Genomic DNA, 25,919 nt, shown 5'->3' on the forward strand with positions numbered 1-25,919 from the left:
TTTATTTTTATTGAACTTGGCCTTTTAATGAATCAATATAGTTAAAAGCTTCATCCATCTCTTCTTCTGTATACTTTTGTTTTGCTTTAACGGTTTGTACTTTTTCCTTGATTTCGTCCTTCTCGAACTTCTCAAAATACATCACGGTAGAAACAAGCTCTAAGAACCTTGAAGACTGCTCGTTCATTGAGCGGACACAACTTCCTAGCTTTTCGATCTCCGCACCATATGTGGAAAGAAGATTCTGCCCTTCTTCGTTCACAGCATATCGATATTGCGAATAGCCGCTCACCTTTTCTTTCACTTCATGTATGTATCCCATGTTGCAAAGCTCTTCAATCTTAAGCGTTAATTCTTCTGAGTATGGGCCGTAAAAGTGAAATTGATATTTTTCTTGGAAAGGAAAGTTTAGCTTTTTTGCGATGTACACCATCTTTTGAAGCTTTTTCCGACCGACGACTTCTCCGGCTTCTTGAATCAAGGTGACTACCTTTAAATGATCCTCAAACACAGCACGTTCCCCCTAACATCCTTTTTCTATTTATCTGTTTGTAAGAGTTGATTTCCGTTTCAGGTGCTCGCTTTCCGCGGGGCAGGCGGTGAGCCACATTCGTTCGTTTCACTCTTAAGTGTCTCACCTGCCCACCTGTCCCGCAGGAGTCTCGCACCTTACACTCCAATCAACTTTTCAGTGATGTCTTTTTAGTAACAAACAACAACTTGAAGTGAATCTAATAGTCAAATCGACTGTTAAAAACACTATCTATTCAGAATCTCTTTAATTTTACTTTTAAGTGTTATATCCTCAATGGCTTCTATCAGGTCGAGTGGATAATAGAGTTTGTGATCTGTTCGGCGTTTGCCTGAGATTGCTTCGACGACATCTGATTCTCTGGATAGCTCGCGGATATCGCCGTTTGGTTTTAATAGGTTGATCGGCAGACGCTCTTCTTTTTCGCCTGGACGGTAAAAGTCGTATGGCAGATCTGATGATGAATCGACGACTAAGTAATATTTCGGATTGATGCCTGCTTCTGTAAAGTAGCTCGACAGCAAGTGGCCGTCCGTAAAGGAAACCATTTCGGTATACTTAAATAGTTTTCGATCGATGAAACGATGACATAGATCACTTAAGATTGAATCCTCTTCTTCCATCCATCCTTGAAAATAGTAATGGATCACACCTTCATCGAGCGAAATGTAATCGTGAAGCGAAACATTACCATCAAACAGCGTTTTAAAATGAGACAGCTCTCTTTTGAATGTATACCCTGTTTCATACAGTTCCTTCGCTCTGTGCAAAATTTTACTTAAGATTACTTCCGCACTGCGTGTTACAGGATGAAAATAGACTTGCCAGTACATCTGATAACGGCTCATGATATAGTCTTCAACCGCATGCATGCCGCTTGATTTTATAACGACGCCCTCTTCAGTCGGACGCATCACACGCAGGATTCGTTCGATATCGAAATTACCGTAGCTTACTCCTGTAAAATAAGCGTCTCGTAACAGGTAATCCATTCTGTCTGCATCAATCTGACTCGAGATCAGACTGACGATTAATTTATCTCTATGTGTTTTCGCGATCACCTCTGCTACTTGTACAGGAAAATCTTCTCCCATCTGCAAAAGGACGCGATGCACTTCTGTATCTCCGAGTATGATGTCTCTACTGAATTCTTCATGATCCACACCAAACACCTTTTCAAATGAATGTGAGAATGGACCGTGTCCTACATCATGTAGAAGAGCCGCCGAAAGAACGAGCAGACGCTTTTCGGGGTCCCATGTTTTCTTTTCTTGAAAAATATCAATGATCCGCCTCGTAATCTCATAAACACCAAGAGAATGGCTAAAACGGCTATGTTCTGCTCCATGAAATGTTAAGTATGTCGTCCCAAGCTGACGAATTCTTCGCAGTCTTTGAAACTCGCGCGTACCGATCAGACGCCAGATCAGCTCATCACGCACGTGGATGTAACGATGCACTGGGTCTTTAAATACTTTCTCTTCGTGCAACTTTCCTAAGAGTTTAGCCATTGATTTTTTCCCTGCTCCTTCACCTGCATTTATAGGTAAGAATTCTCGTAAAAAAGAAAAATCCCTTCCTTGGTCTGTCTAGCTAAGAAGGTATTTTCTGTATAAGTATCGTGTTGTAACTACTAGATTATACCCTATTGTATCGTGTTCTTAACTTTGAAAACAACCACTATTTTTTTCTATTCTCACTCCCTTTTTATCGGTATTCACACCATTTTCTTACCGTTCACATTTGGGTTATACTAGATAAGGCTTATAACGGATATGATAGATTTTATATAGATTTCAGGAGGAACTCATCATGGATCAAGATCGAAGAATAAGAAACGGACAAGCATGGAGCAACAGCTCTTATACAGCCTGGGTGAACCGTTTTGGCGCGCCGGAGAAAGCAGTTTCTCGTATTCTAAAAGATCCGAAACGCAGACTTCAGCCATTAGATCAGTACATTGGTGAAGTCTCAGGCAAAAAGATCGTGAATCTCTTAGGTTCACACGGCAGTAAAGCAGTCGCACTCTCTCTCCTTGGAGCAGAGACAACAGTGATCGATATCTCAGAGTCGAATGCAGCATATGCGCGTGAACTGGCTGCAGCCGCTAACGTTGATTTCCGCTATGTGGTTGAGGATATTTTAAACCTGCCACAATCCGAAATAACAAGCGATTATGATATGGCATTTATGGAAAACGGCATTCTGCACTATTTTGCAGATCTGAACGAATACTTCAATGTTGTTGCAGAACTTTTGAAAAAGGGAGGAACTTTGATCCTGCAAGACTTCCACCCTGTTTCAACAAAGTTAATAGAATCTCAAGGAAAGAGCCAAGCGGTTAGGAAGCATAAAGTATCTGGAGATTATTTTAGTGAAGAGCTTGTTACAACAGATGTGGCTTATTCAAAATTTTTACCTGAACTTCAGTACGCAACTTCAGAAGAACGCGCACCATTTCAAGTACAGATCCGCCAATGGACGCTTGGCGAGATCATAACTGCTATCGGATCAGCCGGTCTCTGGATCAAACAGCTCGTTGAAGAACCGCATCCAGATGAACTCGACCGCGGTATTCCAAAGTCATTCATCATCGTGGCGGAGAAATTGTAATGACCGATCATCTACTCTCTCAACCTGTTTGGCGGTTGATCGATCAGTCTACACTCGGTCCATCTTTTGATGCACGGCAGTCTTTTGCGACAGATGATACGCTTTGCACGTCGATCGGGAGCGGGGATTCTCCCGCCACGGCACGAACGTGGGTTCATCACGACACGATCGTCCTTGGCATACAAGATACACGTCTTCCTCACCTGAAGGAAGGTATTGATTTTCTGGAGTCTCGGGGTTATCGCGTAATTGTGAGGAATTCCGGCGGGCTTGCCGTGGTGCTTGATAGCGGCGTGTTGAACATCTCACTTATTCTTCCTGAAAAAGAAGGAACGATCGATATCAATCAAGGGTACGACACGATGACCGCACTCGTGGAAGAGCTTCTTGCGCCGTATGATGCGAAGTTTGAAGCATACGAGATCGTCGGTTCTTATTGCCCGGGAAGTTATGATTTAAGTATCGGCGGCAAAAAGTTTGCAGGAATCTCTCAGCGGCGTATGCGCGGCGGTGTTGCGGTACAGATCTACTTATGTGTGGACGGCAGCGGTTCAGAGCGCGCGTCCGTGATTGGAGAGTTTTATAGGCGGGGGTTGGCTGGTGAGGATACAAAGTTTCAATATCCGGTGATTGAGCCTGATGTGATGGCCAGTTTAGCGGAACTGCTTGGACAACCGTTAACCGTAGCAGATATACACGGTGCTTTATTAAGAGTGCTGCACAAAAATAGCGAACTTTTTTACAGCGGTCAGCTTTCAGCAGAGGAAAGCGAGCTGCTTCCTGGGAATATAAAGCGAATGTGGGATCGGAACGAAAAGGCACTGTCACTGTAAGTGGCGGTGTCTTTTTGAGGTGTACAGCTTTTGAGTTGGAATCTATTTTTATGTGATGAATAGTTATTTTTATGTGATAACCCGTAATTTTTATGTGATATCTCCTCTTTTTTATGTGATGTGACTCCATTTTTATGTGATGGTGTATTTTTAGCGGCAGCTCCACCACCATGGCTTCCATTTTCCATACAAAAAAGCCAGCTGCAAAGAGCTGGCTTCACCTAAATTATGAACTTACAGAGCTTGCATCGCTGTGATCAATGCTAATTTGTAAACATCTTCTGCATTACATCCGCGAGAAAGATCGTTTACTGGCATGTTCAATCCTTGAAGGATCGGCCCGATCGCTTCAAATCCGCCAAGACGTTGAACCATCTTGTAACCGATGTTTCCTGTTTCAAGACTTGGGAAGATAAATACGTTCGCTTCCCCTTTGATCGGTGATTCTGGAGCTTTTTTCGCTGCTACAGATGGAACGAATGCTGCATCGAACTGAAGCTCTCCATCATATGGGAAGTCCGGGTTCATTCCTTTTAAAACTTCCAATGCTTCAACTACTTTTTCTGTCTCAGGCGAAACCGCTGATCCTTTTGTAGAGAAAGAAAGAAGCGCAACTTTCGGGTCGATACCGAAAACACGTGCCGTTTCAGCAGAAACCATAGCAGATTCAGCTAGATCCTGGCTGTTAGGTGAAATGTTGATCGCGCAATCTGCGAACACATACTTTTCATCCCCACGAACCATGATGAACGCGCCTGAAGTCTTCTTCACGCCTTCTTTTGTTTTAATGATCTGTAGAGCCGGACGAACCGTATCAGCAGTTGAATGTGCTGCACCACTTACAAGTCCGTGAGCTTTCCCTGTATAAACAAGCATCGTTCCGAAATAGTTCTCATCTAAAAGGATCTTACGTGCTTGCTCTTTTGTTGTTTTTCCTTTACGGCGTTCCACTAAGGCGTCAACCAACATGTCGAACTCGCCGTATTCAGCAGGGTTTAATACTTCTACTCCATCTAATGAAAATCCACCAGCTTGCGCCTTGGCTGTTACGTCAGCAGGATTTCCTATTAAAATCGGTTGAAGAACTTTTTCAGATGCTAGACGGCTTGCTGCCTCTAGAATTCTTTCATCCGTTCCTTCAGGAAAAACGATGGTTGGGTTAGCCGACTGGACTTTACTCTTTAAATCTATAAAAAGATCACTCATGATTTAGCCTCCTATTTTCTCTATATAGCCTGTACTTTTTTGCACTCACTATTAGGGTACTCCTTTTTTCTCACCTTTTAAACCTATCCATGCAGTTGTAAGCGCTTGATAAAAGAAGTTCTTATATTTAGAATTTTTTTACGTCTATGAAATTTATTTTTTTCTATTTGAATCTTTTTCGTTCATCTACCGTAAAATTGTTTGAAAAATGTTGAGGAGGAATTTTACATGTCTTTTGTAAACCGTATGTTAGCTTCTGTAGGTATTGGATCAGCAAAGGTAGACACCATTTTAGATAAAGATACGTACTCACCTGGTGAGAGCATTACAGGAAAGATTAAAATCGAGGGAGGCAAAGTCGATCAAAACATCGATCACATCACACTTTATGTTATGACAGAATACTATCGTGAAGTGGACGATAAAAAAGTGCGAGATACTGCAGCGATCGAAAAGACGAATGTAACGAGCTCACTTGTTGTAAAAGCAGGCAGCCAGCAAGAGATTCCGTTCTCTCTTAAACTTCCATATGATGCTCCATTAACACTTGGACACACGCCGGTATGGATCAAAACAGGGCTTGATATTCAAATGACTGTTGACCCAACAGATAACGATCAGATTCGTGTGCTGCCAGATAGTGAAACTTCTGCGATCTTTGATGCGATCGAACAGCTTGGGTTCCGCCTCAGAAAAGCTTACTGCGGTTCTGCACCGCGTTATATGCGCCGCAGACTTCCGTTTTTACAAGAGTTTGAGTATGTACCAACGTCAGGAGCTTATGCTGGAAAGCTGGATGAGCTTGAAGTAATCATGGTTCCACAAACAGACAGCATCGAGCTGTTCTTAGAAATTGATAAAAAAGGTAAGGGATTGTTCGGCATGCTGTCTGAAGCGATGGACATGGATGAGACGAAGGTCCGCCTCACACTGTCACGCTCTGAACTTCGAAATCCTGCAGGTGTTAAGAGCAAGATCGAGCAGCTGCTTCGTCAATACAGTTAATCCCTCCTTTTTGGATTCGTCCCTACTTATGGTATATTTGTAGGGACGTGTTTATATCTAGCAAGGAGTGAATAGTTGATGAGTGAAGCAGCGATTACATTAGAAGGCTGGTATTGCCTTCATGATTTCCGTACGATGGACTGGGCCGCTTGGAAAACGCTTTCCGGTGATCAGAGAGAATATGCGATCAATGAATTTTTGACGTTCCTTGAGAAGTGGGAGAACGTAGAAGCTAACAAAGTGGGCAGCCATGCTCTTTACAGCATTATGGGTCAAAAAGCTGACTTTATGATGATGCTTCTTCGTCCGACGATGGAAGAACTGAACGAGATCGAAAATGCGTTTAACAAAACAGCATTCGCACAATATACAGTAAAAGAATACTCTTACGTTTCTGTTGTCGAGCTAAGTACGTACAATCCGCAGAACGAGAGCGGCGAGATGGATCCAATGATCAAAGCTCGTCTGTTCCCAGAGCTGCCAAAATGGAAGCATGTATGTTTCTATCCAATGGACAAGCGTCGTGATGGCGAAGATAACTGGTACATGCTGCCGATGGAAGAGCGCAAGAAGATGATGTACTCTCACGGCATGATCGGCCGCGGATATGCAGGGAAAGTGAAGCAGATCATCACAGGATCCGTTGGTCTAGATGATTGGGAATGGGGCGTAACGCTGTTCTCAAACGACATGCTTCAATTCAAAAAACTCGTTTACGAAATGCGCTTTGACGAAGTAAGTGCGCGCTACGGCGAGTTCGGATCTTTCTATGTTGGAAACATCCTTACAAAAGAAGCAGTGCCCGCTTATTTGCAGGTGTAAAATTTGAGGTGACTCGTTAATGGCGAGTCATCTTTTTTGTTTTTGTCGAAACTTTGATAAATTTTTTTATCCGTGAATTTATTAACTTTATCCGTGAAATTATGCATACTTACCGTGAATAAAAAAAGGATTACCGTGAAATTAACTGCTAGAGGTTCCCCCATTTAAACACCAATCTATAATGTCCTTTCCACAAGAACATACCTTCCACTCTACTGATTCTTTCATTCCTGATTAGAATCAATTTATCACCACCCCCTCATAAATGTCTCAAAAACATGAAACTCCCATCCCATTTTTGGTCTAGTTTCCCAAAACAGCTCATACACATATATCGAATGTTCTGTTTCCCTGCTTGTACACCACGATTAACAACATAGAGGGGGAAGGCAATTGGCAGTCATTAAGGCTACAAATAAGGATATTGACTTGCTGGCACGTCTCATACGTGCGGAAGCTGAGGGTGAAGGTGACCAAGGGATGCTCCTTGTTGGTAATACCGGCGTAAATCGAATTCGCTCCAACTGCCTTGATTTTAAAAATATTCGTACGATGCAGCAGATGGTCTTTCAAAGACCTGGAGGATTTGAAGCAACGATCAAAGGATATTTTTATCAAGGTGCTAGAGAGAATGAAAGAAGGTTAGCGAAAAGGGTTATTAACGGGCAGCGCTTCCACCCTGCCAGAAATTCGTTATGGTTTTTCGATCCAAAAGGGGCTTGTCCGAAGACTTGGTACAATCAGCCTCACTCGGGAAGCTTCAAGGCTCACTGTTTTTATCAGCCGAAACAAAGCGATTGTCCAAATGTGTTTAACACCTTTTAGGGAGGTTTGTTGATGAACAACTTTAATCCGTACGGCCAAGAGTATTATCGGGCTCAAAATGGAATGGGTATGATGGGTGGCGGCATGGGAGGAATGGCAGGCATGGGGGTTCCTCAAGACATGGCACAAAGTCAGCAGGCACCAGGAATGGGCGGCGGCCCTCTGCAAGATATCGGTGCACCTGGCCAGCTTCCGCTCGAGCAGTCCTACATCGAAAATATTTTAAGGATGAACAAAGGTAAAGTTGCAACCGTTTATATGACTTTTGAGAACAATGAAAAGTGGAACGCCAAGGTGTTTAAAGGAATCATTGAAGCCGCTGGACGTGATCATATCATCCTTAGCGACCCGCAAACAGGTAAACGTTATCTGTTATTAATGGTGTATGTAAACTATGTCACGTTTGATGAAGAGATCAACTATAGTTATCCGTTTGGTACGCAACAGCAGCAGCAAGGCGGTCAGATGTCACAATACAGCCCTCGTTGATAGATATTATTCCTGTCTGGTTCAGGCAATTATGAAAATGGCGCCCTCTAATTTAAGAGAGCGCCATTTATTATGCTTTTACAACTGCGATGATCAGCAGGATCCAACCAACGATAAACGCTACGCCGCCAAGCGGTGTAATCGGACCAAAGAATTTCATCCCCGTCGTTGAGAGAGCATACAGACTTCCTGAGAAAAGCAGTATGCCGATAAAGAACGACCAACCTGCTCCTGTTAATAGCGTTGAAGCTGGGAATTTACCAAGTAAAACACCGACAACTAACAAAGCCAGAGCATGATACATGTGATATTGAACACCAGTCTGGTACACATTTAGCATGTTTCTTGCATTTAGCTTAGCTTCAAGTGCATGTGCCCCGAAAGCTCCAAGCATAACCGCAAGCATCGCGTGAATCGCACCTAATATAAGAAAAAGCTTCATCCTGTTCCACTCCTGTTTTTCTTTTATCTTACCATTGAAAAATGACAATACAAAGGTTGCCACAGGATTGTAAAAATTTTGGCGGACGGGTTGTCCATGATAAAAAAAGCGAACGCTAACGTTTTTTCGGCTGACGTTCGCTGTCAAGCAATCGGACGTATTGATCAATCTTACGCTCAAGCTCTTCTTTTTCTACTAATTCAGAGTGAAGTTCCCGGATGATTCCTTCTAAGCTCTGAATACGCCTCTCAAACTGAAAAAGCAAGTAGCCCGCAATGACGATAGGAAAGCCCACATTACCGAGGAGATTAACTAAGTTTAACCATTCACTTGCTCCGACCATTTCCATTCACCCCTCATTTTTTATCGAACAAAACAGAACGTATGTTCGTAATTTTAGTATAAAGCGAACGGAGAATATTTACCATCATTCCTTTCTCATATTTTCATTTTGATTCGAAGGACCTATACAAAAAAGAGGTTTAAATAATTGACACAGTGGAATAACAAAAATAAGACAGAAAAAAATTACATAAGAGGAGGAACAATAAAATGGAACTTCTTATTACAATGATATATACAATTCTTGGTTTAGCTGCTCTAAGTCTAATCGCAACAGTGACTGCCATTTATTTTTCTAATAAAAAGATTAACGAAAAAATTGAAATCGCAAAACGTAGAGATGCAAGAATGGAACACCAAAATACGTATGTTTCGATCTAACAGCGCTGATAATGGTGCTGTTTTTTTTGAGGAAATGTTGAAAGCCGTTGATCTCCGTTTCAGGTGCTCGTTTTGTTCGGGGCACGCGGTGAGAGCCCTGTAAAAATATCAAAACCGGAATTGCGGGGAAAACTCGCGGGATTATTGTACGAACACGCGGAATTAACCTTGATTCTCGCGGAATTATCTCCAGAATTTCCGGAATCCCCTCTCCTTCTACCCCACCACAAGTACTCTCTCCCTTACAAACCAACACAAAAAAAGAAAAACCTACTCAAAAAGAGCAGGTTTTTTAGCAAACTAACATTTAAAAATCAAAAATAGATTCTCCGTTGCCGTCTTTTTCGTCTTGATCGTCATCCTCATAGTCCATATCATAATCCATCATAGACTTTTGATGTTTTTTTGCGGGAGGAGCGGTTACTAGGCTGGCTGGCTTTTGAACGGGATATGAGGGTACCCACCCTTTCACGTCAACAGCTGCACCTTCGTCGTCCGCTTCTAGCATCAATTCGCACAATGTTTGAATGGCTGATACATGTTCGCGCAGTTTTGGAGAGTTTTCATCTAATACTTTCATTTCGGCAACATGCTTTTCTATTTTCTTTGCAAACTGACTTACTGATATATTCATCGGTTTCACCACAATTGTTTTTTTCTTATTCTATCAAATCCATTCACATAAATAAAATAAATGCCAAAAAAGGCAGCTCAAACAAGCTGCCTTTTGCTCCAAATTCCGCTCAAGTATATTCATACACTAGCACACGTACGGTGATCCTGCCGCGAGCATGATAGTGAATGCGAAAAATAGCCCTATTGATTTTTTTACAGCAGACCCCCTTCATTTTCCCAATACATTCATTTCACCTATTTTTACTACATCAACGTAAATTTCACACTATGTAATCTACGACGTATCTACCCAACAGAAATTCTGATTATTGAGAGGAACGGCAATTGCAGACATAACTTCCGATACATTCTTGTTACTCACTTCACCATACGAAAAGAAGTTCACACCTGATTCATTCGCCATCATAACTTGTCCCGTTTTCGGCATAGAAACTGACACCATGTAGTTCTTCATAACCGACCCCATTAACAGCAGAACCCAAAGTACATACGTCATAACTTCCATCTTCCCTACCCCTTTCAAATTTTCGTTGATTTGTACCGATCTATTTAAACCCTACTTTACTGGCAAGTGATTTTCTTACTTCACCCTCCCTTCGACTTACCAATGTATGTGGTGTTAATTGCGATTATACGTACCTTTTTATAAAATGTTTGTCACAATGTGCTTTTGTTTTAAAGTTTCTATCAACAAAAGATTCGCTTCAAATACAAAAAAGAGCAGATTCGGCCCACATTTTTGTATAATAGTGAATATAGAAGTGAATATGTTAGCGAGTTTAAGCTGAATATGATAGAAAAAGACGTATACTTCTAAATCTTTTTATACTTTAATTATTTTCTGTAGAAACAAGGAGGAGAATCATGTCCGTACTTAACGAAATCTTAGCGTTCAATCACCAATTTGTTGAAAACAAAGAATATGAACCTTTCCAAACTACTAAATTTCCTGATAAAGGACTTGTTATCGTGTCTTGTATGGACACGCGCCTGACTGAGTTATTGCCAAGTGCGATGAATATCAAGAATGGTGATGTAAAAGTTATTAAATCCGCTGGAGCGGTTATCTCCCACCCATTCGGTTCTATTATGAGAAGTATCCTTGTAGCCATCTATGAATTAAAAGCTGAAGAAGTTATGGTCATCGGCCACTATGATTGCGGAATGAGCAATGTAAACGCAGATGGACTACTTGCCAAGATGAAAGACCGCGGCATTGAAGAGGCAACGTTTGACACATTAAAATATTCTGGACTCGATTTAAAGAAATGGGTTCAAGGATTTGAAAGTGTTGAGGATTCTGTGAGAAACAGTGTAAAACTTGTAAAAAATCACCCGCTGCTTCCTGAAGATATTAAAGTACATGGTCTTGTTATCGACCCTGCTACAGGAAGACTTGATCTTGTGGAACGCGGAGAATAGAAACACAAAAGGCAAAGCGTATGCTTACACGCTTTGCCTTTCTTTATTATGGATTGATCTTCGTGATGCGCCCTTCAATCTGTGCGGATACGGTATCACGGTTCTTAAAATAGTTTACTAGTGCTTCGAGATCCGTCACGCTTACCGTCGGATTCTTTCCTTCTAATAAAACGGTATAACCATCACCGCCACCGGCCATAAAATTGTTTACGGTAACCGTATATTCTTGTTCTGCCTCAATCGGTGTTCCATCACTCTTAACCATAGAAACTGTTCGATCTCCAACTGGCTTTGAAAGATCAAATGTAGCTTTCAGACCAGAAATCTGAAGCATCTTCTCTTTTTCCGTTGCCCATTGAGATTCAAAAAGTTCTTTAATCTGCGCTCCTGTTAACGTCATCGTCACAAGGTCGTTTCCAAACGGCTGAACGTTAAAAAGTTCTCCCCATGTTACTTCACCAGGGTTGATCACATCACGAATACCGCCTGGATTCATAAACGCAAAATCCGTACCCGTCTCTTCTGTCATAGAATCTGCGATCACATTCCCCAGTTCAGACTCACCATTATAAGCTTCTGTTCCAGATAGGAGTTGATTCGTGTTCCCTACGACTTCATTGATGATCGGTGCTACTTGATCTTCGGCTTTTTTAATTATCTTCGTAATTCTTGAGTCTGGTGTTATACCTTTTTGCATAACCGACACGACTTCTGCTTTACTTTTTACGATATCTTTCGTGCGGCGGTCAATTTTTAAATCTACATCCGCAAAAGCTGTGCCATAAGAAAATGCTTGTACAAGCAGTTTGTTATCTACTACAGCGTTCACGTTTCTATGATTGTGTGCTCCAAACATTACATCAACTTCATCATCTACTTTGTTTGCCATATCCACGAGCTCACCAGATACTTCTCCGGTCGCTGATTGCTCTACAGGGTTATGCGCTAGAACAACGATAGACTTTACACCCTTTTTCTTAAGAGATTTCGCAGCTTTATTGATTGCTTCTGCTTCATCTATAAATTCAACGCCTGCTGTTCCACTTGGAATGACAATATCCGGCGTGTCTGAGAAAACTACTCCGATGAATCCGATGTTTACTCCTTTAACCTTCTTGATCACATAAGGAGGTAAAATATTTTTCTTCGTCTCTTTATCTATGACATTAGCAGCCACATAAGGGAAATCTGCCCCTTTGAAATAACCTGTCTTTTCATGAGTTCCGCCTTTTATTAGACGCATCATCTCATCTATGCCTTCATCAAACTCATGGTTTCCTAGTGTACCTACATCAAAGCCCATCTTATTCATGATCTCTACGGTTGGCTCGTCCTGCAGCAATGCTGATGTTGGAGAGCTCGCTCCTACCATATCACCTGCATGTACCAAAAGCGTGTTAGGGTTTTCACTTTCTCTCATCTTTAAATAGCTTGCTAGATAGTCTGCACGTCCAACAGGTTCTCCTGCCACAGTGCGCGTAATATCGATCTGTCCATGAAAGTCATTTACTCCAAGCAGTTGAACATCTAAATAACGACCCTTGTGTTTTGGGATGTCGTGTTCCTCTGCATGTACACCTGCGCCGATTGGCGTTAATCCTAAAGCAAGTGCTAAAGCTGATAATGTCTTTTTCATTAAACAAACTCCCCTATCACTCATTTTATAAAAAACTCAACAATTAAAAGTATATATTTTGAAATGTAAAATGATAGAGGATTTTCGTAAAAATGCTGTAAAAACGTTATATTCCTATAAAAAAGGAATTTATGCCTACACAGTGGGATTCCAGCACTATTTTTAGTACTTTTATCCCGGTATGCGTTTGAAAAAGGATGTTTAACCCTGTTCGAAATCGTGAATACACACTATAACTTCGTTTAAAGGAGAGGATTGTAAATGGTAAAACCTATCGTACATGAATTTAACTCTCAACAAGAATTGATTGCAGCTGCAAGTGATCTGAAAGCTCGAGGAATTCACGAGGACAACTTATATGTATTATCCCACGAAAAGGATGACACAAAAGATATTGCTCATGACGCAGATGTAAATACAATCGGATTAAAAGAAGAAGGACTCGGCACGGCACTAAGCAATGTATTCGAGTCTAGAGGCGATGAGCTTCGCAACAAGATGACAGAACTAGGGTTATCTGATGTAGAAGCGGATCAATATGAGAAAAAGCTCGACATGGGTAAGATCTTATTGTTCGTAAAAGAAGAAGATAAAGTAAATACATTGCCATAAGGTGATGAAGAGAGTTGCTTGTCCAATCGGGCATGCAGCTCTTTTTTTGTGTGAATTTTAAACATTCCTCACTCATACTGAAAGTCTGTTTAGCCTTTTTTTATTTCCTTCTTGGATATTGATTGTAGTGGAAGGTGCGAGCCTCCTGCGGGACAGGCGGGCAGTCCGAAGAGTAGAAGTGGCTCGTTCAGCCCCGACAAGCAAAAGGTGAATGGGCTAGGAAGGCGCCCTTTGCTCATCACAGACCATTTAACTTTTGACCTCGAGGGGCTAGCCACTGCAACTGGAAAGGTGAGACACTTATACGGAACGTACGAATGTGGCTCACCGTCTGCCCCGCGGAAAGCGAGCGCCTGCAACGAAAATCAACATCTTTCAAAAGCAGCAATGAGTACAAAAACAGCCTACTAAAATAATTCCCGTTAGAGTATTCACACAAAATCCATATTTTTGAAAAAATTTCTTCTCATGCGTTTCTTTACAGAAGATAGGGGGAATGAACAGAAGACGAGGAGGAGTAACTATGAATTTACACAATGGTCAGCTCTATTGGCCTGAAACATATACAAACACGGGTCAGTACCCGGTTCTTGAAGAAGATATATCGTGTGATGTACTAATTGTTGGTGGAGGCATGGCAGGTGCCCTTTGTGCCCATGTAATCGGGCAAGAAAAAGAACTAGATGTTGTATTGATCGATAGAAGACACCCCGGTGCAGGAAGCTCCTCAGCAAACACAGGACTTCTGCAGTTCTCAAGCGATAAGATGCTGCACGAACTCATTGAACAGCAGGGAGAACAGGATGCTGTCTATTTCTATCAACTTTGTTTACAGGCGTTAGAAGATCTAAAGAAGATGACGTCTGGACTATCCGAAGACCCTGAGTTCCGTGAACAAAAAAGCTTGTACTATGCGAGCTCTCCTGAAGACACGTTAAAACTTGAGCGTGAATACGAGGCATTAAAGAAGTACGATTTCCCAGTCGAATATTTAGAACCTCAAGAGATTTCTTCACGTTTTCCTTTTTCAAAACCAGCAGCTCTTGTTACGAGTGGCGATGCAGATGTAAATCCGTACAAGTGTGTACAGGTGTTATTGAAAGATGCTGCTGCCTCAGGAGTGAGAATCTTTGAACACACACCTCTTATTCGAAAAACTAAAACCGTTCACGGCTTTACCTGTGAATCTGAAAAAGGTACTATCTCAGCGCGTTATGTAATTTTTGCGACTGGTTATGAGAACGACTTTTTAGCTCAGCAACTAGGAGCAGATTTGAATCGTTCGTACGCGATCGTAACAGAGCCGATACCATCACTGAAAACGTGGTACGAAGAATGGATGATCTGGGAAACGAAACGCCCTTACCTTTATATGAGGACAACTAAGGATGGAAGAATCGTTGCAGGTGGTCTTGATGAAGATAAGGCTGAAGCGCCATTAAATGAAGGACTTATCGAAGAACGTGGCGAACGTATTCTTCAAAAAATCAAAGAACATTTTCCCGATATCTCACCAAAAATCTCTCATTCTTGGTGTGCGACGTTTGGTGAGTCACATGACGGACTGCCATATATCGGTGAACATCCTAACCGCCTCGGCGAGTACTATTGTTTAGGTTTTGGCGGTAACGGTACGGTCTACAGCATGTTGGGTGCAACCATCATCAAAGATTTGATCACAAAAGGCTTCCACCCTGCTTCACGATTGTTCACGATCGCACGCGCTGTAAGTTTATAAAATAACAATTTGTATAGCTCGTTTCCATAGAAGTGGTTGATTTACGCTACGTGATGATTTCTTTCGGAGAGGTTTGCAGTGAAGGGATTTATGAGAGGTGTACAAATTATACGTTCACTACCCCATCTGCAGGACCCGAAACCACGATCAATAATTGGCAAAACTAAAATAACAAAAAGAAACGACCCTGTTTAAAGGGTCGTTTCTTTTGTTTTAACTTGTTCTTAAACTTAGTCGTTAAAGATAGTAGCTACTACCGCCATCTTAATAAGGCATCCGTGACAAGTTGATTGTAGTGTAAGGTGTGAGACTCCTGGGGGACCAGCGGGACAGGTGAGACACCTATGGGCGCATGGCGCCGAGGTGGCTCACCGCACGCCCCCCGGAAAGCGAACACCTGAAACGGAAATCAACCACTTTCAAGAACAACAAAGTTTACGCAAACATCTGTTTTTAAGGTTTTAAGAAGCATTCGGTGCAGCAGCAATCTGCTTGCGAATAAACTCAATCGAACTCTTGTTAAAAAGCTCCGGCTGGTCAACATTACATACATGTCCGCAATCTTTAATAGTTAAAAGCTTGGAGTGCTTCTTCTTATCGATGAACGCCTGAATCGGCGGTAAGAACATATAATCTTCCTCACCCATGATGTAAAGCGTTGGAATCGGAATTTCTTTTTTCGTTAACTTTTGCAGAAATGGATTGATCTTCAGTGTGAGCTTAAACCATCTCTTGAACTCTTTTTGACAAAGCTTCTTCGCTTCTCCAATAAACAAAGAACGTGAAGCTTCATGTCTCTTTTTAGGCATGATCACCCAAGCAAATAAGCTGTAAAGCCACATGTACGGGATGAATGATTTACATAGGTTACCCATCGCAATCAAGAACTGCGAGCGGAAATTCATTTTTGTTACCGCGCCGCCAAGTGTCATAGAGGCGACCCGATCAGGATAGAGCTCTGCGATCGTTTGAATAAGAATCGTACCTAAAGAGATGCCTACAAAGTGCGCTTTTTGAATCTTTAGATGATCCATAACCTCAAGCACATCAAGGCTTACTTCTTTAAACGAATATTTTTTTAATAAAAATGTATCGGATTGTGATTTGCCATGACCTCTTAGATCCACAAGCAAAATATTAAAATGTTGTTTAAATTCTCTTAGCTGTTTATACCAAATGGATGAACTGCCCCCAGCTCCATGGACAAAAATCACCCATTGATGATTTTTTTCGTGTGTGTACGTTTTGTAATGAAGCAACAAGTACTCCTCCTAGTGGTTCAAACATTCTGTAAATTTTCCAGCCTTCATTTTAACATAAAAACATATATTTTGTACCCGTTTCCAAGGAAAAGAATGTGTACAAACTGGAAACATAACCACAATGTATTTATACTGTAACTATATAAACGAAGTAATCGTCAGGAGGTTTCACAAAATGGCTAAAGAAAGTTCATTTGATATCGTTTCACAGGTAGATCTATCAGAAGTAGACAATGCGATTAACATCGCGACAAAAGAAATTACAACTCGTTATGATTTTAAGGGTAGTAAAAGTGAGATCACACTAGACAAATCTAGTGAAGAGCTCGTTTTAGTTTCCGACGACGAGTACAAGCTAGAGCAGCTAAAAGATGTCTTGATCACTAAGCTGATCAAACGCGGCGTATCAACTAAAAACTTGGATTACAGCAAAATTGAGCAAGCATCAGGTGGAACGGTTCGCCAACGTGCTAAACTTGTAACTGGAATCGATAAAGACAACGCAAAGAAAATCAATGTGCTGATCAAAAATTCTGGACTTAAAGTGAAAAGCCAAGTTCAAGATGATCAAGTTCGTGTAACAGCAAAGAGCCGAGACGATCTTCAGCAGATTATTGCCCTTGTTAGAGAAGCAAACCTGCCGATCGACGTGCAGTTCATCAATTACAGATAAAAAGGTTCTAACAAAAAGGATGACTCTAAAGCAATCTGCTTTTGAGTCATCCTCTTTTTATACGGATTTTTTCTGATCAGGTGAGTCGAGCAGTTTCATCTGTTCAAGTTCAATCCTCATCTTTTGGGTTTCAATCACATAGTTGTCATGTTTTAAACGTTCCAGTTCTATCTCATCTTGTAGCATCTTATGTTTAAGTTTCGTCTGTTGTTGAAAATGACCTAGTACGATTGCAATAATGGGGATCGAGAATATCATAATGACTGTAATTGTTCCTGTCATGGTATTCCTCCTAGAAATTATTACCTTCTATCCCAATAATAACAAATATCTATGCTGTTCGTACAGGTTATTCGTTAAGCTGTTTTCGTCAACATTCGCACTTCATTCAAAAAAATGTTCTTAAGAGACAGCCTCTTTTACACCGTTTTTAATTATTTCCTCTGTCAATCTAGCCAGTTCTTTAGCATCTTGATGCTGTTCAGGATAAATCGGCGGATGCACGGTAAGGTGAACGTCCGCTGGCTTGATCCAAAACTTTTGTTGTTCCATAATTTTATAAGAACCGTTGATCGTAACAGGAATGATCGGCACACCAGATTTAGTCGCTAGTTTGAAACTTCCTGCTTTAAACTCTGACATTTCGTCGCCTTTACTTCTCGTTCCCTCAGGAAAAATAACAAGAGATGTTCCGTTCTTCAGCAGTTTAGCTCCTTCATTGATCGCTTGCACAGACTGCCTTACATTCTTACGGTCCATGAACAAACAGTTCAACTGCTCCATCCACGTCCCGATAAACGGCATCTTCTTGACCTCGATCTTCGAGATGAAGGCTTTTGGTTTCTGGATATAGCCTAAAAGAATCGGAATATCAAAGTTACCTTGATGATTGCTGACAAAAAGAACAGCTGTATCTTTCGGAATATGTTCTTCACCACTCACCGATACTCGCGTTCCACTAAGCTTAACGAGCGAAGTTGACCACTCCTTTACCTTCTGGTCTACTAAGCGGTCACGCTCTTCTATCTTTCCGGCATAGTAAAACTTTTTTACACGGTTTAATGAGGGGATCAACTTTAATAAAATTCCCCAAAAATAAATAAACCAAATAATCGTTCTCACACGTTTCCCCCGCTTTACATGATGATTAATTTTCCATACTCTCGAGATGGCTGTTTTCTTAGTGATGCTGCTGGAAAAATAAACGTCCATGGCATACTTGTTTCAGCAGGAACTTCCAACGTATATCGGGAATCCATTTCACCAACCGTATGCTCCTCTTCTATATACAACACTTTCTTGCCGTTTAAAGAGAAAGGCTCTGTTGAATAATTATTTACAAGCACCGTCACTAAAAATTCTTCCTTATGATTATAAGCTGTTTTCAATATCACAGCCTGCTGTCTCATATGTTCATCTGAATGCAACTCAGAAAAGATCCGTTCTATCTCTTCTCTGTCTTGGCGGGCTATAGTCTTGTCCCATGCTGATTCAAACTGCAGTTTTTGCAAGATTATCCCCTCCTTTGAACCATATTATCATATTTTATTGCAAACCATTGAATTTCAAACAATAAGCCGCAAGAGCTCAGTCACTCCACGGCCTCATTTTTTTATATATAATTATTCAAAAACAGAACTTGCTGCTTCGATGAGCTTCGTTTTCTCCGCTTTTCTGTCCGCATCTTCCTTTATTAAATACTCCATTCTATGGAATAAGCCATCCTTCTTCCAAGCGAGGATAGGAAGATCATTACTGCCTGAAAAATAAGCATCCGTTCCATCACTAAGCTCAACTTCATCTTTTGTTTCTAATTTCTCGGTCTTTGGAAGAAAATTAGATACTCGATAAGCCAAATATACATTCTGCCCTTGTTGTTCCGGATAAAAAACGGAGTCTACAAGGATATTCCGCTTTTCACCCCAATCCGAGATCTGATAGGTTGAAAGAGCGACTTTAAACGGCAAGCGATCAGGCAATTCCAGTGAAAACGGAACAGCTTTAAGTGTTTCTTTCTTAGAAACTTGGTCGTAATAACGAGGATAAGCACCTTTTGGATGGTCTTGCAGTGTTAAACCTTTATCGTTCAACGTTCTTTTTTCTTCACTCGAACACCCCGCGAGTAAAACGGCTATGATTACGAATACAAACCAACCCCACTTTTTCATCCGCTCCACCTGCTTCTCTTATTTTTAAAAGAAAGATGAAATCTCAACACGCCAATTGTGATCGCACGTTGCTTGTATCGTTCCTCTTTTTAGAATATAGTTTGCCATCAGTTCTGACATATCGATCGGAATATCCTTCACCACGCGTTTTCCCTTAAACATAGGATAATCACCGCCTCCACCAGCACGATAGTTGTTCATCACTACCTCGTACAAGGAGTCGTTTTCGATCGGTTTTCCTTTATTCATCAAACTCACAATGCGGTGACCGATCGGCTTCGCCAGGTCGATCACATAATGTATACCTTCCCACATGTCGTAGTTATAGTGCTGAGGCTTTGGAATTGAAAACGCTGGGTTGATTATCGGATCACCCTCTTCGTTCACAGAAAAATAAGAAGCTGACCGCTCTAATGCATCCTTCATATCTCTTCCTGTAATCTCGATCACTTTTAACGTGTTAGGGTACACATAGTTGGAAACGATATCGCGCATCGTTATATGTTCTGAGAATCCTTTGGAATGATCATCGAACAGGGCGGTACTTGAAATATCTACACCTGCCGCTTCCATCTGCACTTTATTGATGAACTCAATAAACGGATGATCAGCTAGCCTCGTTAACATCGGATCAGTAATCGTCATGTCTCCGTCTACTTGTCCTAAAGCTTGATCCAGCCATTTCTGTGTTTCACTCTCATATGGCTGAATAAGATCCAGTACCTGTTGATCCGGTTCGTAGTCACTCACAGAAATCAGTTTTGCTTCTTTCTTCTTCACTTTCCATGAATCACCCTCACCATGGACATTTATTTCTACATACCCTAGCTCAGTTCCTTGTGTTCCAGGCATAATGATCGTTGCTCCATTCACTTCACCTTCAAGCAAGCGATGCTGATGACCTGTTAAAAGCACATCGATCCCTTCGACCTCCATACAGAGCTGATATGCTTGGTTCTCTTTCGTGAGCATTTCCGTCGGTTTCCCAGTTCTGAGATCTCTCTCAAATCCGCCATGATAAGAAACGATCATAACATCTGATTTCGACCGTAAATAAGGAACCCATTTCTTTGCCGTCTCCACAGCATCTAGAAAGGAAAGACCTTTAATATGATTAGGATTCTCCCAGTTCGGTATATATTGTGTCGTTAATCCTAAGAGCGCTACTTTTATGCCACACTCAAATGTTTTGATCACATAAGGTTGTCCAAATACCGGTTTCTCTGATCCTTGGTGTACGATATTAGCCGAAAGCCAAGGGAGTTTAGATTCTTCAATCGTCTTATATAGATAGGGAAGACCATAATTAAACTCATGATTTCCTACTATTGCAGCATCATAGTTCAGTTCATTTAATACATGAACCATTGGATTAACATCACTTTGCTCTGTTTTTGCGTGATAGTAAGTGAGTGGTGTTCCTTGGATGAGGTCTCCATTATCAATGAGGAAGGTGTTGAGATTGTTAGACATGTTTTCTTTTATTAGTGCTGCCGTTTTTGCTAACCCTAAATCTGCTTTTTCATTATTAGCGTACGTTAACGGGAGAACATAGCCGTGAATATCGCTTGTCACAAAAATATGAATGGATTGTTCCATGCCTTCTCCCCACCTTCTTTATTTTTTTACACCTAAATTATACCATCAGATTCTAAACCTCACTTTAAAAATTCGTTGATGATATTCGACAATATTTCCGGGGGAATGATTGTTATTCTACAAAAATTCACAAAGAGCAACTATGGATAAATTATTTACCTCCAATAAAATCTTTTTGTGAAATATTTGAAATTTTTTACAAGGAAATACGTCTATTATAACGAGTAGTATTACTTTATCGTTTTATAGAAAATAGGGGGATCTATCATCATGAATACGAATGTAAAAACAAAAAACAAGAAGAAAAGAAATCAATCCAATTACAGAGCTTTATTACTTCCTTTTGCAGTCGTTTTAATTTTGATCGGAGCCGTGATCTGGAATAACGTAAGACAAGAGACAAAGCTTCCTGATCCTGATTGGAGCCGATCAATAAGCACACCCGCTCAATCCATTAGTGCTGAACCAACTGTTATAAAAAGAGATGACCAATATTATGCTTATACTCATCAAAAAGACGGTTTACAGGTGACAACTTTAGACGAAAAGCTAAATCTAGTCTCTGAAAAAAAAGAGAATCTTGCTCTGGATGAAAGAGCGAACTATTGGACAAACGGGAAACAGATTGCCTTTATCTCTCGTGGTGAGCTTATTCTGTATGATGATGGAAAGCAAACAGTCATAGATAAAGATGTAGATCTTTTAGCTGATGCTAAAGATCGATTTGCTTATTCAAAAGGTAATGAAGTATTTGTTTATATGCCTGAAGATGGAAAGAGTCAATCTATCTTTACAGCTAAAGAAAAGCTATCAGAATTATCAGGTCACCCAGCATCTCAATCATTCATCCTGACTGTTGGTGAAAAAGTAGAAATGGAAGCTTTTTATTTAAAAGAAGCTGACGGAAAATATAGCGCTCAATCTATTACGCGATACAGCAAAACACCGACAGATAAGATCTATAATTTCCGCTTTGCTGAAGCAGATGATCAAGTTCATTTTATGTATACCTTTTATTCTTCTAAGCAAGGAACGAAGACGTTTAAAACGTTTTACGGTGCGGCACCAACGGATCAGCTTACAGCAATTGATTTCAGCAATGTTAAGCTATACAGCTCAGAGCTTGGGTATGAGATCGAGAATCCTTCCTATCAGCAGTTGAACGTAGAAAATAATCAGCCTATCATCCTATTTGCAGCGAAAGGACCGATTTCTACTAAAAAGGAAGCGGGCAACATTTACAAAGCTAGTTTAAATGGCGACAAGTGGGAAGCAGCACGAATCAGTACAACGAGTGATTTTTCAGTATATCCGTTACTGGTAGATGAAAAGACGATTGCTTGGTTAAAAGCAGAATCTGTCAGTGATTATAGACTTTATTTAGCAAGCAAAGATTCAGAGATTAAAAGTGCGAGTAAAAAAATGGGGAAACAAGATATATATACTGCCACGTTTGACGCGTTTACGGCTTTCGTTGTATCGTTCATCGCTATGACAAACGCATTCATTTGGGTAGTGCCCTCTGTATTGTTCTTAGGCATCCTCTATTTTGTACGGATAGACGTTATTGAGGATGAAAAACCTTGGGCGAAATGGACTGCAATCGGACTTTTTATAATCACTCAGCTTTATGTCATTCAGTCTCTGTTTAACAACACATTCTATACACTAGCACCAAAATACCTTTCCTTTACCGGAAGCTCATTCATCATTCCTCTAATCGTTTCCGCGATCGCACTGTGGGTGATGCAGGTAGCTAGAGATAAGGATTGGGGATTGTTTGCGCAAGTCTCTTATTTTATCGGACTTACCGTATTGTTCGAACTCTTTGTTGTTGGGACGTATGTTTACTAGAAGAATAGTTGATAGTAACCAAAAGCACTGCTGATAAGACCGCAGTGCTTTTTCATATTTTGTAAATAATATTTAAATCATAATATAAAAAAGAGTGATAAAAATAAGGATTATTGCAGAAACTGCTCCTAGCAAAACTGCTGTTATATTTGTTTTTCGAGTATAACCTTTTAGATCCTGTGCAGATTTCGAGCTATCAACTTTTTTAACATGAATAAAGAGACTTAAATTTGATAACCCGAGTATAAAGATAAGCATGAGTACCATATAACGAATATCAAATTTAAAAAAGTCTCCTGATATATCTCTATTCAAGTATGCTTGCATGAATAAAAAACTACTAGTAATGAACATCCAGATGTAACTCATCTTTCTTTGTTTCTTCCATTCAACACCCATTTTTTGTTTTTCGTATAGATTTATCTTCTCATAAATAGAAAAAAGTGATTTGGTCGAGTTAATTCGGACAAACCCTATAACGGATTGAATAAGTAACACCACTCCCAGAGTTAAAAAGAATTGAGATGATGTTACACCGATAACTTGGATTACGATTAAATAAAAAGTAACAAGAATAAGTAGAAGTACATTCATTAGTATAAACTGCTGCCTTCTCATCTTCTTAATTTCATCCAATGTCATATACCTGCCTCCTACTCATTAATGCAATCTTTTTAAATCACCCTTTTGTGAAATACAACAAGATATATATTCGATTTAATAACTATTTATCCTCTTTAGGCTGAAACGACAAGTCTATAAGCTTGATCAGGAAGTACACATTTTCAGAATAAAAATAAGCCAGCTAATTCTTAAAGAAATTAGCTGGCTTATGCTTTTTTACTTTCTAATAAGCTCCCAAACTCTCAGGGCTCGGATACACGTAAGGATCTTTAATTGGCTTAATTTTTTCTAGAGACTCAACCTGCACTAATGGCAGACGGACTTTGTTTAACTCTGTTTCATCAATGGTTCCTGTAACGGTATACCATTCATCCGCTTTAAGTTTGGATACTCCATCGCCTTCAATGATGGTTCCATATACCACGGCATCCGCACTGCAGCAGTTCATTGAAAAGCGCGCAATAACAGCTTGATTCTCACTCATCCCGTCTTCACGATATACGAATCCTGTCGTTTCAATTTCTTTTCCTTTGAACTTATCGAGGTAGATATCCAAAACAGTCATCGTATCGAGATAGTGATCAGATGTTACTTTCACTTTATCCTTCGCCAACTGTTCTTTTCCGAACTTTTTATAATACGCCGTAACATCATAAGTCTCGACCGGATTTTCTTCCTTAACGTTCTTTTCCATCTCTTTAATATAACCTTCTGGATCATCTAAATAGGCTTCCACATCAATATTTTGTGTAGTGGTTACCTTACCTTCTTCTGTTTTTTGAGCTGGCTTAGCATACAGTCCCGTTCCGTAACGAATGCCACGTTTTTCCGCGACTGAGCTGTCCATCGCTTTTTCAGGGATCATGAATCCAGTAAGAAGAGGGATCACAAAGATCATATAGATAAAGAAATGCTTGAGCGGCCTTCCCTTCGGTGTGTGATCCACACCACATCCACATGCATCATCATGCTGTTCATCAGATCGTCTAAAGAACTGCATCACACCTAAAATCCCTAAGATGCCGATCGCAAAATAGACAAAGATATGCATTTTCGGTGCTACATAATAATTCAGCTTCCCTGTTGTGATTAATCCGATCAGCAGGAGCATGAAACCGATTAAGATGATACCTCTTAAATACGTATGAAAATCACGACTCTCTTTGTTCATCGTATCCTACCTCCCTTTCTACGCCACAAATTGATACACCATCGTTACAGCAAATACAGTCAGCGTTATTAGTCCCATTAACACAAATACAAAGCGTGTTTTAAAATAAGCAAACATCATTAGCATGTTCTTCACATCAAGCATCGGACCGTATACCAAGAACGCGATGATCGAACCTACTGTAAACGTGCTTCCGAATGATGCTGCGATAAAGGCATCTGCCTCTGAACAAATGGATAGCAAGAAAGCAAGACCCATCATTAATCCTGTTGATGACCACTCATTCCCACCAAGCGCCAATAGATCATTACGATTGATGAATACTTGGAACATACTCGCTAAAAACGCACCAAAAATCAGGAACTTCCCCGTATCAAAGAATTCATCAGATGCATGATACACCGTTTGTTTCCAGCGACTCATCGTAATACCATGTGAATGATCATGAGCTCCATGTTCTATGTGTGATCTGAGTTGATCTTTATTGCGGAAAGCCCAATATACGATCAATCCAATAATGATCGCCACAAGAAGTGCCAGTCCAATTCTTCCATATACGACTGCCATATTGTTACGGAACGCATAAAAAGTGGATAGGATAACGACTGGGTTTACGATTGGTACGGTTAATAAGAAAACCGTTCCAAGGTGCAGCGGAAGTCCCTTTTTGATCAAGCGTCTTACGACAGGGATGATGGCACACTCGCAGACAGGAAAGATGATTCCCATGAACAGAACGACTCCGATACCTAAGAATGGATTTTTAGGTATCAACCGTTGAATATGCTGTTCTGTTACAAAAGTTTGGATTAAAGCCGAAACAAAAACTCCTAATAGAATAAAAGGAACCGCTTCTATTAAAATACTTAGAAACACCGTGTTCACATGCATGATGGAACTTGGTAAGTTATCAAATACAGAATCATTTTTTATTTCTTCCATAAATAGAAAAGAAATAATAAAGATAGACAGCAATAATAGCCCTATCATTTCTTTTCTTACCACATCTTTTTTTGTGGAATACGCACCCATAT

General features: G+C 40.5%; 29 protein-coding genes. 12 read left to right on the top strand and 17 right to left on the bottom strand.

All coding sequences use genetic code 11. From position 1 onward, the window contains the following. Positions 1-7 precede the first annotated feature (7 nt). Both ACNJYY_RS20980 and ACNJYY_RS20985 read right to left on the bottom strand, forming a co-directional pair. Entirely contained in the window at positions 8-511 is a 504-nt protein-coding gene (locus ACNJYY_RS20980) for a YwgA family protein (protein WP_416729992.1), read from the bottom strand. 248 nt (positions 512-759) lie between these two features. Then, complete coding sequence (locus tag ACNJYY_RS20985) at positions 760-2,043, bottom strand: HD domain-containing protein (RefSeq protein WP_191755460.1); 1,284 nt, start codon at positions 2,041-2,043, stop codon at positions 760-762. Positions 2,044-2,344: 301 nt separating this feature from the next. On the opposite strand from ACNJYY_RS20985, the gene ACNJYY_RS20990 reads away from it, so the two are divergent. Next, complete coding sequence (locus ACNJYY_RS20990; RefSeq protein ID WP_416729993.1) at positions 2,345-3,145, top strand: class I SAM-dependent methyltransferase; 801 nt, start codon at positions 2,345-2,347, stop codon at positions 3,143-3,145. Next, complete coding sequence (locus ACNJYY_RS20995; RefSeq protein ID WP_416729994.1) at positions 3,145-3,978, top strand: lipoate--protein ligase family protein; 834 nt, start codon at positions 3,145-3,147, stop codon at positions 3,976-3,978. Before ACNJYY_RS20990 ends, ACNJYY_RS20995 begins: the two co-directional genes overlap by 1 nt. A 234-nt stretch (positions 3,979-4,212) precedes the next feature. On the opposite strand, the gene pta is transcribed toward ACNJYY_RS20995, so the two are convergent. Next, the gene (pta, locus tag ACNJYY_RS21000) at positions 4,213-5,184 is read right to left on the bottom strand and encodes a phosphate acetyltransferase (RefSeq protein WP_416729995.1); all 972 of its coding nucleotides are present in this window, start codon (positions 5,182-5,184) and stop codon (positions 4,213-4,215) included. Positions 5,185-5,412: 228 nt separating this feature from the next. On the opposite strand from pta, the gene ACNJYY_RS21005 reads away from it, so the two are divergent. The 4 genes from ACNJYY_RS21005 to gerQ all read left to right on the top strand — a co-directional run bounded on the left by ACNJYY_RS21005 (position 5,413) and on the right by gerQ (position 8,325). Continuing rightward, on the top strand, positions 5,413-6,189 hold the full coding sequence (locus ACNJYY_RS21005; protein ID WP_416729996.1) for a sporulation protein: 777 nt from the start codon (positions 5,413-5,415) through the stop codon (positions 6,187-6,189). Between the two features lie 78 nt (positions 6,190-6,267). Next, the gene (gene hemQ, locus ACNJYY_RS21010; RefSeq protein WP_066399147.1) at positions 6,268-7,011 is read left to right on the top strand and encodes a hydrogen peroxide-dependent heme synthase; all 744 of its coding nucleotides are present in this window, start codon (positions 6,268-6,270) and stop codon (positions 7,009-7,011) included. A gap of 393 nt (positions 7,012-7,404) precedes the next feature. Then, complete coding sequence (locus ACNJYY_RS21015) at positions 7,405-7,836, top strand: cell wall hydrolase (RefSeq protein ID WP_197195348.1); 432 nt, start codon at positions 7,405-7,407, stop codon at positions 7,834-7,836. A 12-nt stretch (positions 7,837-7,848) separates the two neighbouring features. Then, on the top strand, positions 7,849-8,325 hold the full coding sequence (gerQ, locus tag ACNJYY_RS21020) for a spore coat protein GerQ (RefSeq protein WP_416729997.1): 477 nt from the start codon (positions 7,849-7,851) through the stop codon (positions 8,323-8,325). A 70-nt stretch (positions 8,326-8,395) separates the two neighbouring features. On the opposite strand, the gene ACNJYY_RS21025 is transcribed toward gerQ, so the two are convergent. Both ACNJYY_RS21025 and ACNJYY_RS21030 read right to left on the bottom strand, forming a co-directional pair. Further along, the gene (locus ACNJYY_RS21025) at positions 8,396-8,767 is read right to left on the bottom strand and encodes a DUF423 domain-containing protein (RefSeq protein ID WP_066399152.1); all 372 of its coding nucleotides are present in this window, start codon (positions 8,765-8,767) and stop codon (positions 8,396-8,398) included. 115 nt (positions 8,768-8,882) lie between these two features. After that, entirely contained in the window at positions 8,883-9,116 is a 234-nt protein-coding gene (locus ACNJYY_RS21030) for a YvrJ family protein (RefSeq protein WP_082861534.1), read from the bottom strand. Between the two features lie 203 nt (positions 9,117-9,319). On the opposite strand from ACNJYY_RS21030, the gene ACNJYY_RS21035 reads away from it, so the two are divergent. Further along, positions 9,320-9,490: a hypothetical protein gene (locus ACNJYY_RS21035; protein ID WP_153236725.1), complete on the top strand. Its 171-nt coding sequence runs from the start codon at positions 9,320-9,322 to the stop codon at positions 9,488-9,490. A 307-nt stretch (positions 9,491-9,797) separates the two neighbouring features. On the opposite strand, the gene ACNJYY_RS21040 is transcribed toward ACNJYY_RS21035, so the two are convergent. After that, entirely contained in the window at positions 9,798-10,124 is a 327-nt protein-coding gene (locus ACNJYY_RS21040) for a YwdI family protein (protein ID WP_416729998.1), read from the bottom strand. Between the two features lie 276 nt (positions 10,125-10,400). Next, positions 10,401-10,631 (bottom strand): hypothetical protein, encoded by a 231-nt coding sequence (locus ACNJYY_RS21045; RefSeq protein ID WP_416729999.1) that lies wholly within the window; start codon positions 10,629-10,631, stop codon positions 10,401-10,403. 359 nt (positions 10,632-10,990) lie between these two features. On the opposite strand from ACNJYY_RS21045, the gene ACNJYY_RS21050 reads away from it, so the two are divergent. Continuing rightward, the gene (locus ACNJYY_RS21050; protein WP_416730000.1) at positions 10,991-11,548 is read left to right on the top strand and encodes a beta-class carbonic anhydrase; all 558 of its coding nucleotides are present in this window, start codon (positions 10,991-10,993) and stop codon (positions 11,546-11,548) included. Positions 11,549-11,594: 46 nt separating this feature from the next. Here ACNJYY_RS21050 and ACNJYY_RS21055 read toward each other — a convergent pair whose 3' ends face one another. Then, on the bottom strand, positions 11,595-13,184 hold the full coding sequence (locus ACNJYY_RS21055; protein WP_416730001.1) for a bifunctional metallophosphatase/5'-nucleotidase: 1,590 nt from the start codon (positions 13,182-13,184) through the stop codon (positions 11,595-11,597). A 261-nt stretch (positions 13,185-13,445) separates the two neighbouring features. Between ACNJYY_RS21055 and ACNJYY_RS21060 the strand changes: the two genes are divergently transcribed. Both ACNJYY_RS21060 and ACNJYY_RS21065 read left to right on the top strand, forming a co-directional pair. Beyond that, entirely contained in the window at positions 13,446-13,796 is a 351-nt protein-coding gene (locus tag ACNJYY_RS21060; RefSeq protein ID WP_416730002.1) for a general stress protein, read from the top strand. Positions 13,797-14,319: 523 nt separating this feature from the next. After that, complete coding sequence (locus tag ACNJYY_RS21065) at positions 14,320-15,534, top strand: NAD(P)/FAD-dependent oxidoreductase (RefSeq protein ID WP_416730003.1); 1,215 nt, start codon at positions 14,320-14,322, stop codon at positions 15,532-15,534. 461 nt (positions 15,535-15,995) lie between these two features. On the opposite strand, the gene ACNJYY_RS21070 is transcribed toward ACNJYY_RS21065, so the two are convergent. Further along, entirely contained in the window at positions 15,996-16,793 is a 798-nt protein-coding gene (locus ACNJYY_RS21070) for an alpha/beta fold hydrolase (RefSeq protein WP_416730004.1), read from the bottom strand. A 178-nt stretch (positions 16,794-16,971) separates the two neighbouring features. On the opposite strand from ACNJYY_RS21070, the gene ACNJYY_RS21075 reads away from it, so the two are divergent. After that, a complete protein-coding gene (locus ACNJYY_RS21075) occupies positions 16,972-17,469 on the top strand; it encodes a YajQ family cyclic di-GMP-binding protein (protein WP_416730005.1) in 498 nt (165 codons plus the stop codon). A 57-nt stretch (positions 17,470-17,526) separates the two neighbouring features. On the opposite strand, the gene ACNJYY_RS21080 is transcribed toward ACNJYY_RS21075, so the two are convergent. The 5 genes from ACNJYY_RS21080 to ACNJYY_RS21100 form a co-directional block, all read right to left on the bottom strand. After that, positions 17,527-17,751: a hypothetical protein gene (locus ACNJYY_RS21080; protein WP_066399175.1), complete on the bottom strand. Its 225-nt coding sequence runs from the start codon at positions 17,749-17,751 to the stop codon at positions 17,527-17,529. A gap of 120 nt (positions 17,752-17,871) precedes the next feature. Next, positions 17,872-18,591 (bottom strand): lysophospholipid acyltransferase family protein, encoded by a 720-nt coding sequence (locus tag ACNJYY_RS21085; RefSeq protein ID WP_416730006.1) that lies wholly within the window; start codon positions 18,589-18,591, stop codon positions 17,872-17,874. 14 nt (positions 18,592-18,605) lie between these two features. Further along, positions 18,606-18,980, bottom strand: a complete 375-nt coding sequence (locus ACNJYY_RS21090) for an SLAP domain-containing protein (protein ID WP_416730007.1) — start codon at positions 18,978-18,980, stop codon at positions 18,606-18,608. A gap of 111 nt (positions 18,981-19,091) precedes the next feature. After that, complete coding sequence (locus ACNJYY_RS21095) at positions 19,092-19,637, bottom strand: hypothetical protein (RefSeq protein ID WP_416730008.1); 546 nt, start codon at positions 19,635-19,637, stop codon at positions 19,092-19,094. A gap of 24 nt (positions 19,638-19,661) precedes the next feature. Then, positions 19,662-21,236, bottom strand: a complete 1,575-nt coding sequence (locus ACNJYY_RS21100) for a bifunctional metallophosphatase/5'-nucleotidase (RefSeq protein ID WP_416730009.1) — start codon at positions 21,234-21,236, stop codon at positions 19,662-19,664. A 270-nt stretch (positions 21,237-21,506) separates the two neighbouring features. Between ACNJYY_RS21100 and ACNJYY_RS21105 the strand changes: the two genes are divergently transcribed. Then, a complete protein-coding gene (locus ACNJYY_RS21105; protein WP_416730010.1) occupies positions 21,507-23,090 on the top strand; it encodes a hypothetical protein in 1,584 nt (527 codons plus the stop codon). 72 nt (positions 23,091-23,162) lie between these two features. Here ACNJYY_RS21105 and ACNJYY_RS21110 read toward each other — a convergent pair whose 3' ends face one another. The 3 genes from ACNJYY_RS21110 to ACNJYY_RS21120 all read right to left on the bottom strand — a co-directional run bounded on the left by ACNJYY_RS21110 (position 23,163) and on the right by ACNJYY_RS21120 (position 25,917). Then, positions 23,163-23,732 (bottom strand): hypothetical protein, encoded by a 570-nt coding sequence (locus tag ACNJYY_RS21110; RefSeq protein WP_416730011.1) that lies wholly within the window; start codon positions 23,730-23,732, stop codon positions 23,163-23,165. 205 nt (positions 23,733-23,937) lie between these two features. Further along, on the bottom strand, positions 23,938-24,885 hold the full coding sequence (locus ACNJYY_RS21115; protein WP_416730012.1) for a TIGR03943 family putative permease subunit: 948 nt from the start codon (positions 24,883-24,885) through the stop codon (positions 23,938-23,940). Positions 24,886-24,903: 18 nt separating this feature from the next. After that, complete coding sequence (locus ACNJYY_RS21120) at positions 24,904-25,917, bottom strand: permease (protein WP_416730013.1); 1,014 nt, start codon at positions 25,915-25,917, stop codon at positions 24,904-24,906. Between the last annotated feature and the right edge of the window lie 2 nt (positions 25,918-25,919).

The sequence above is a fragment of the Fictibacillus tiangongensis genome, from assembly GCF_048083785.1.
Classification (GTDB): domain Bacteria; phylum Bacillota; class Bacilli; order Bacillales; family Fictibacillaceae; genus Fictibacillus.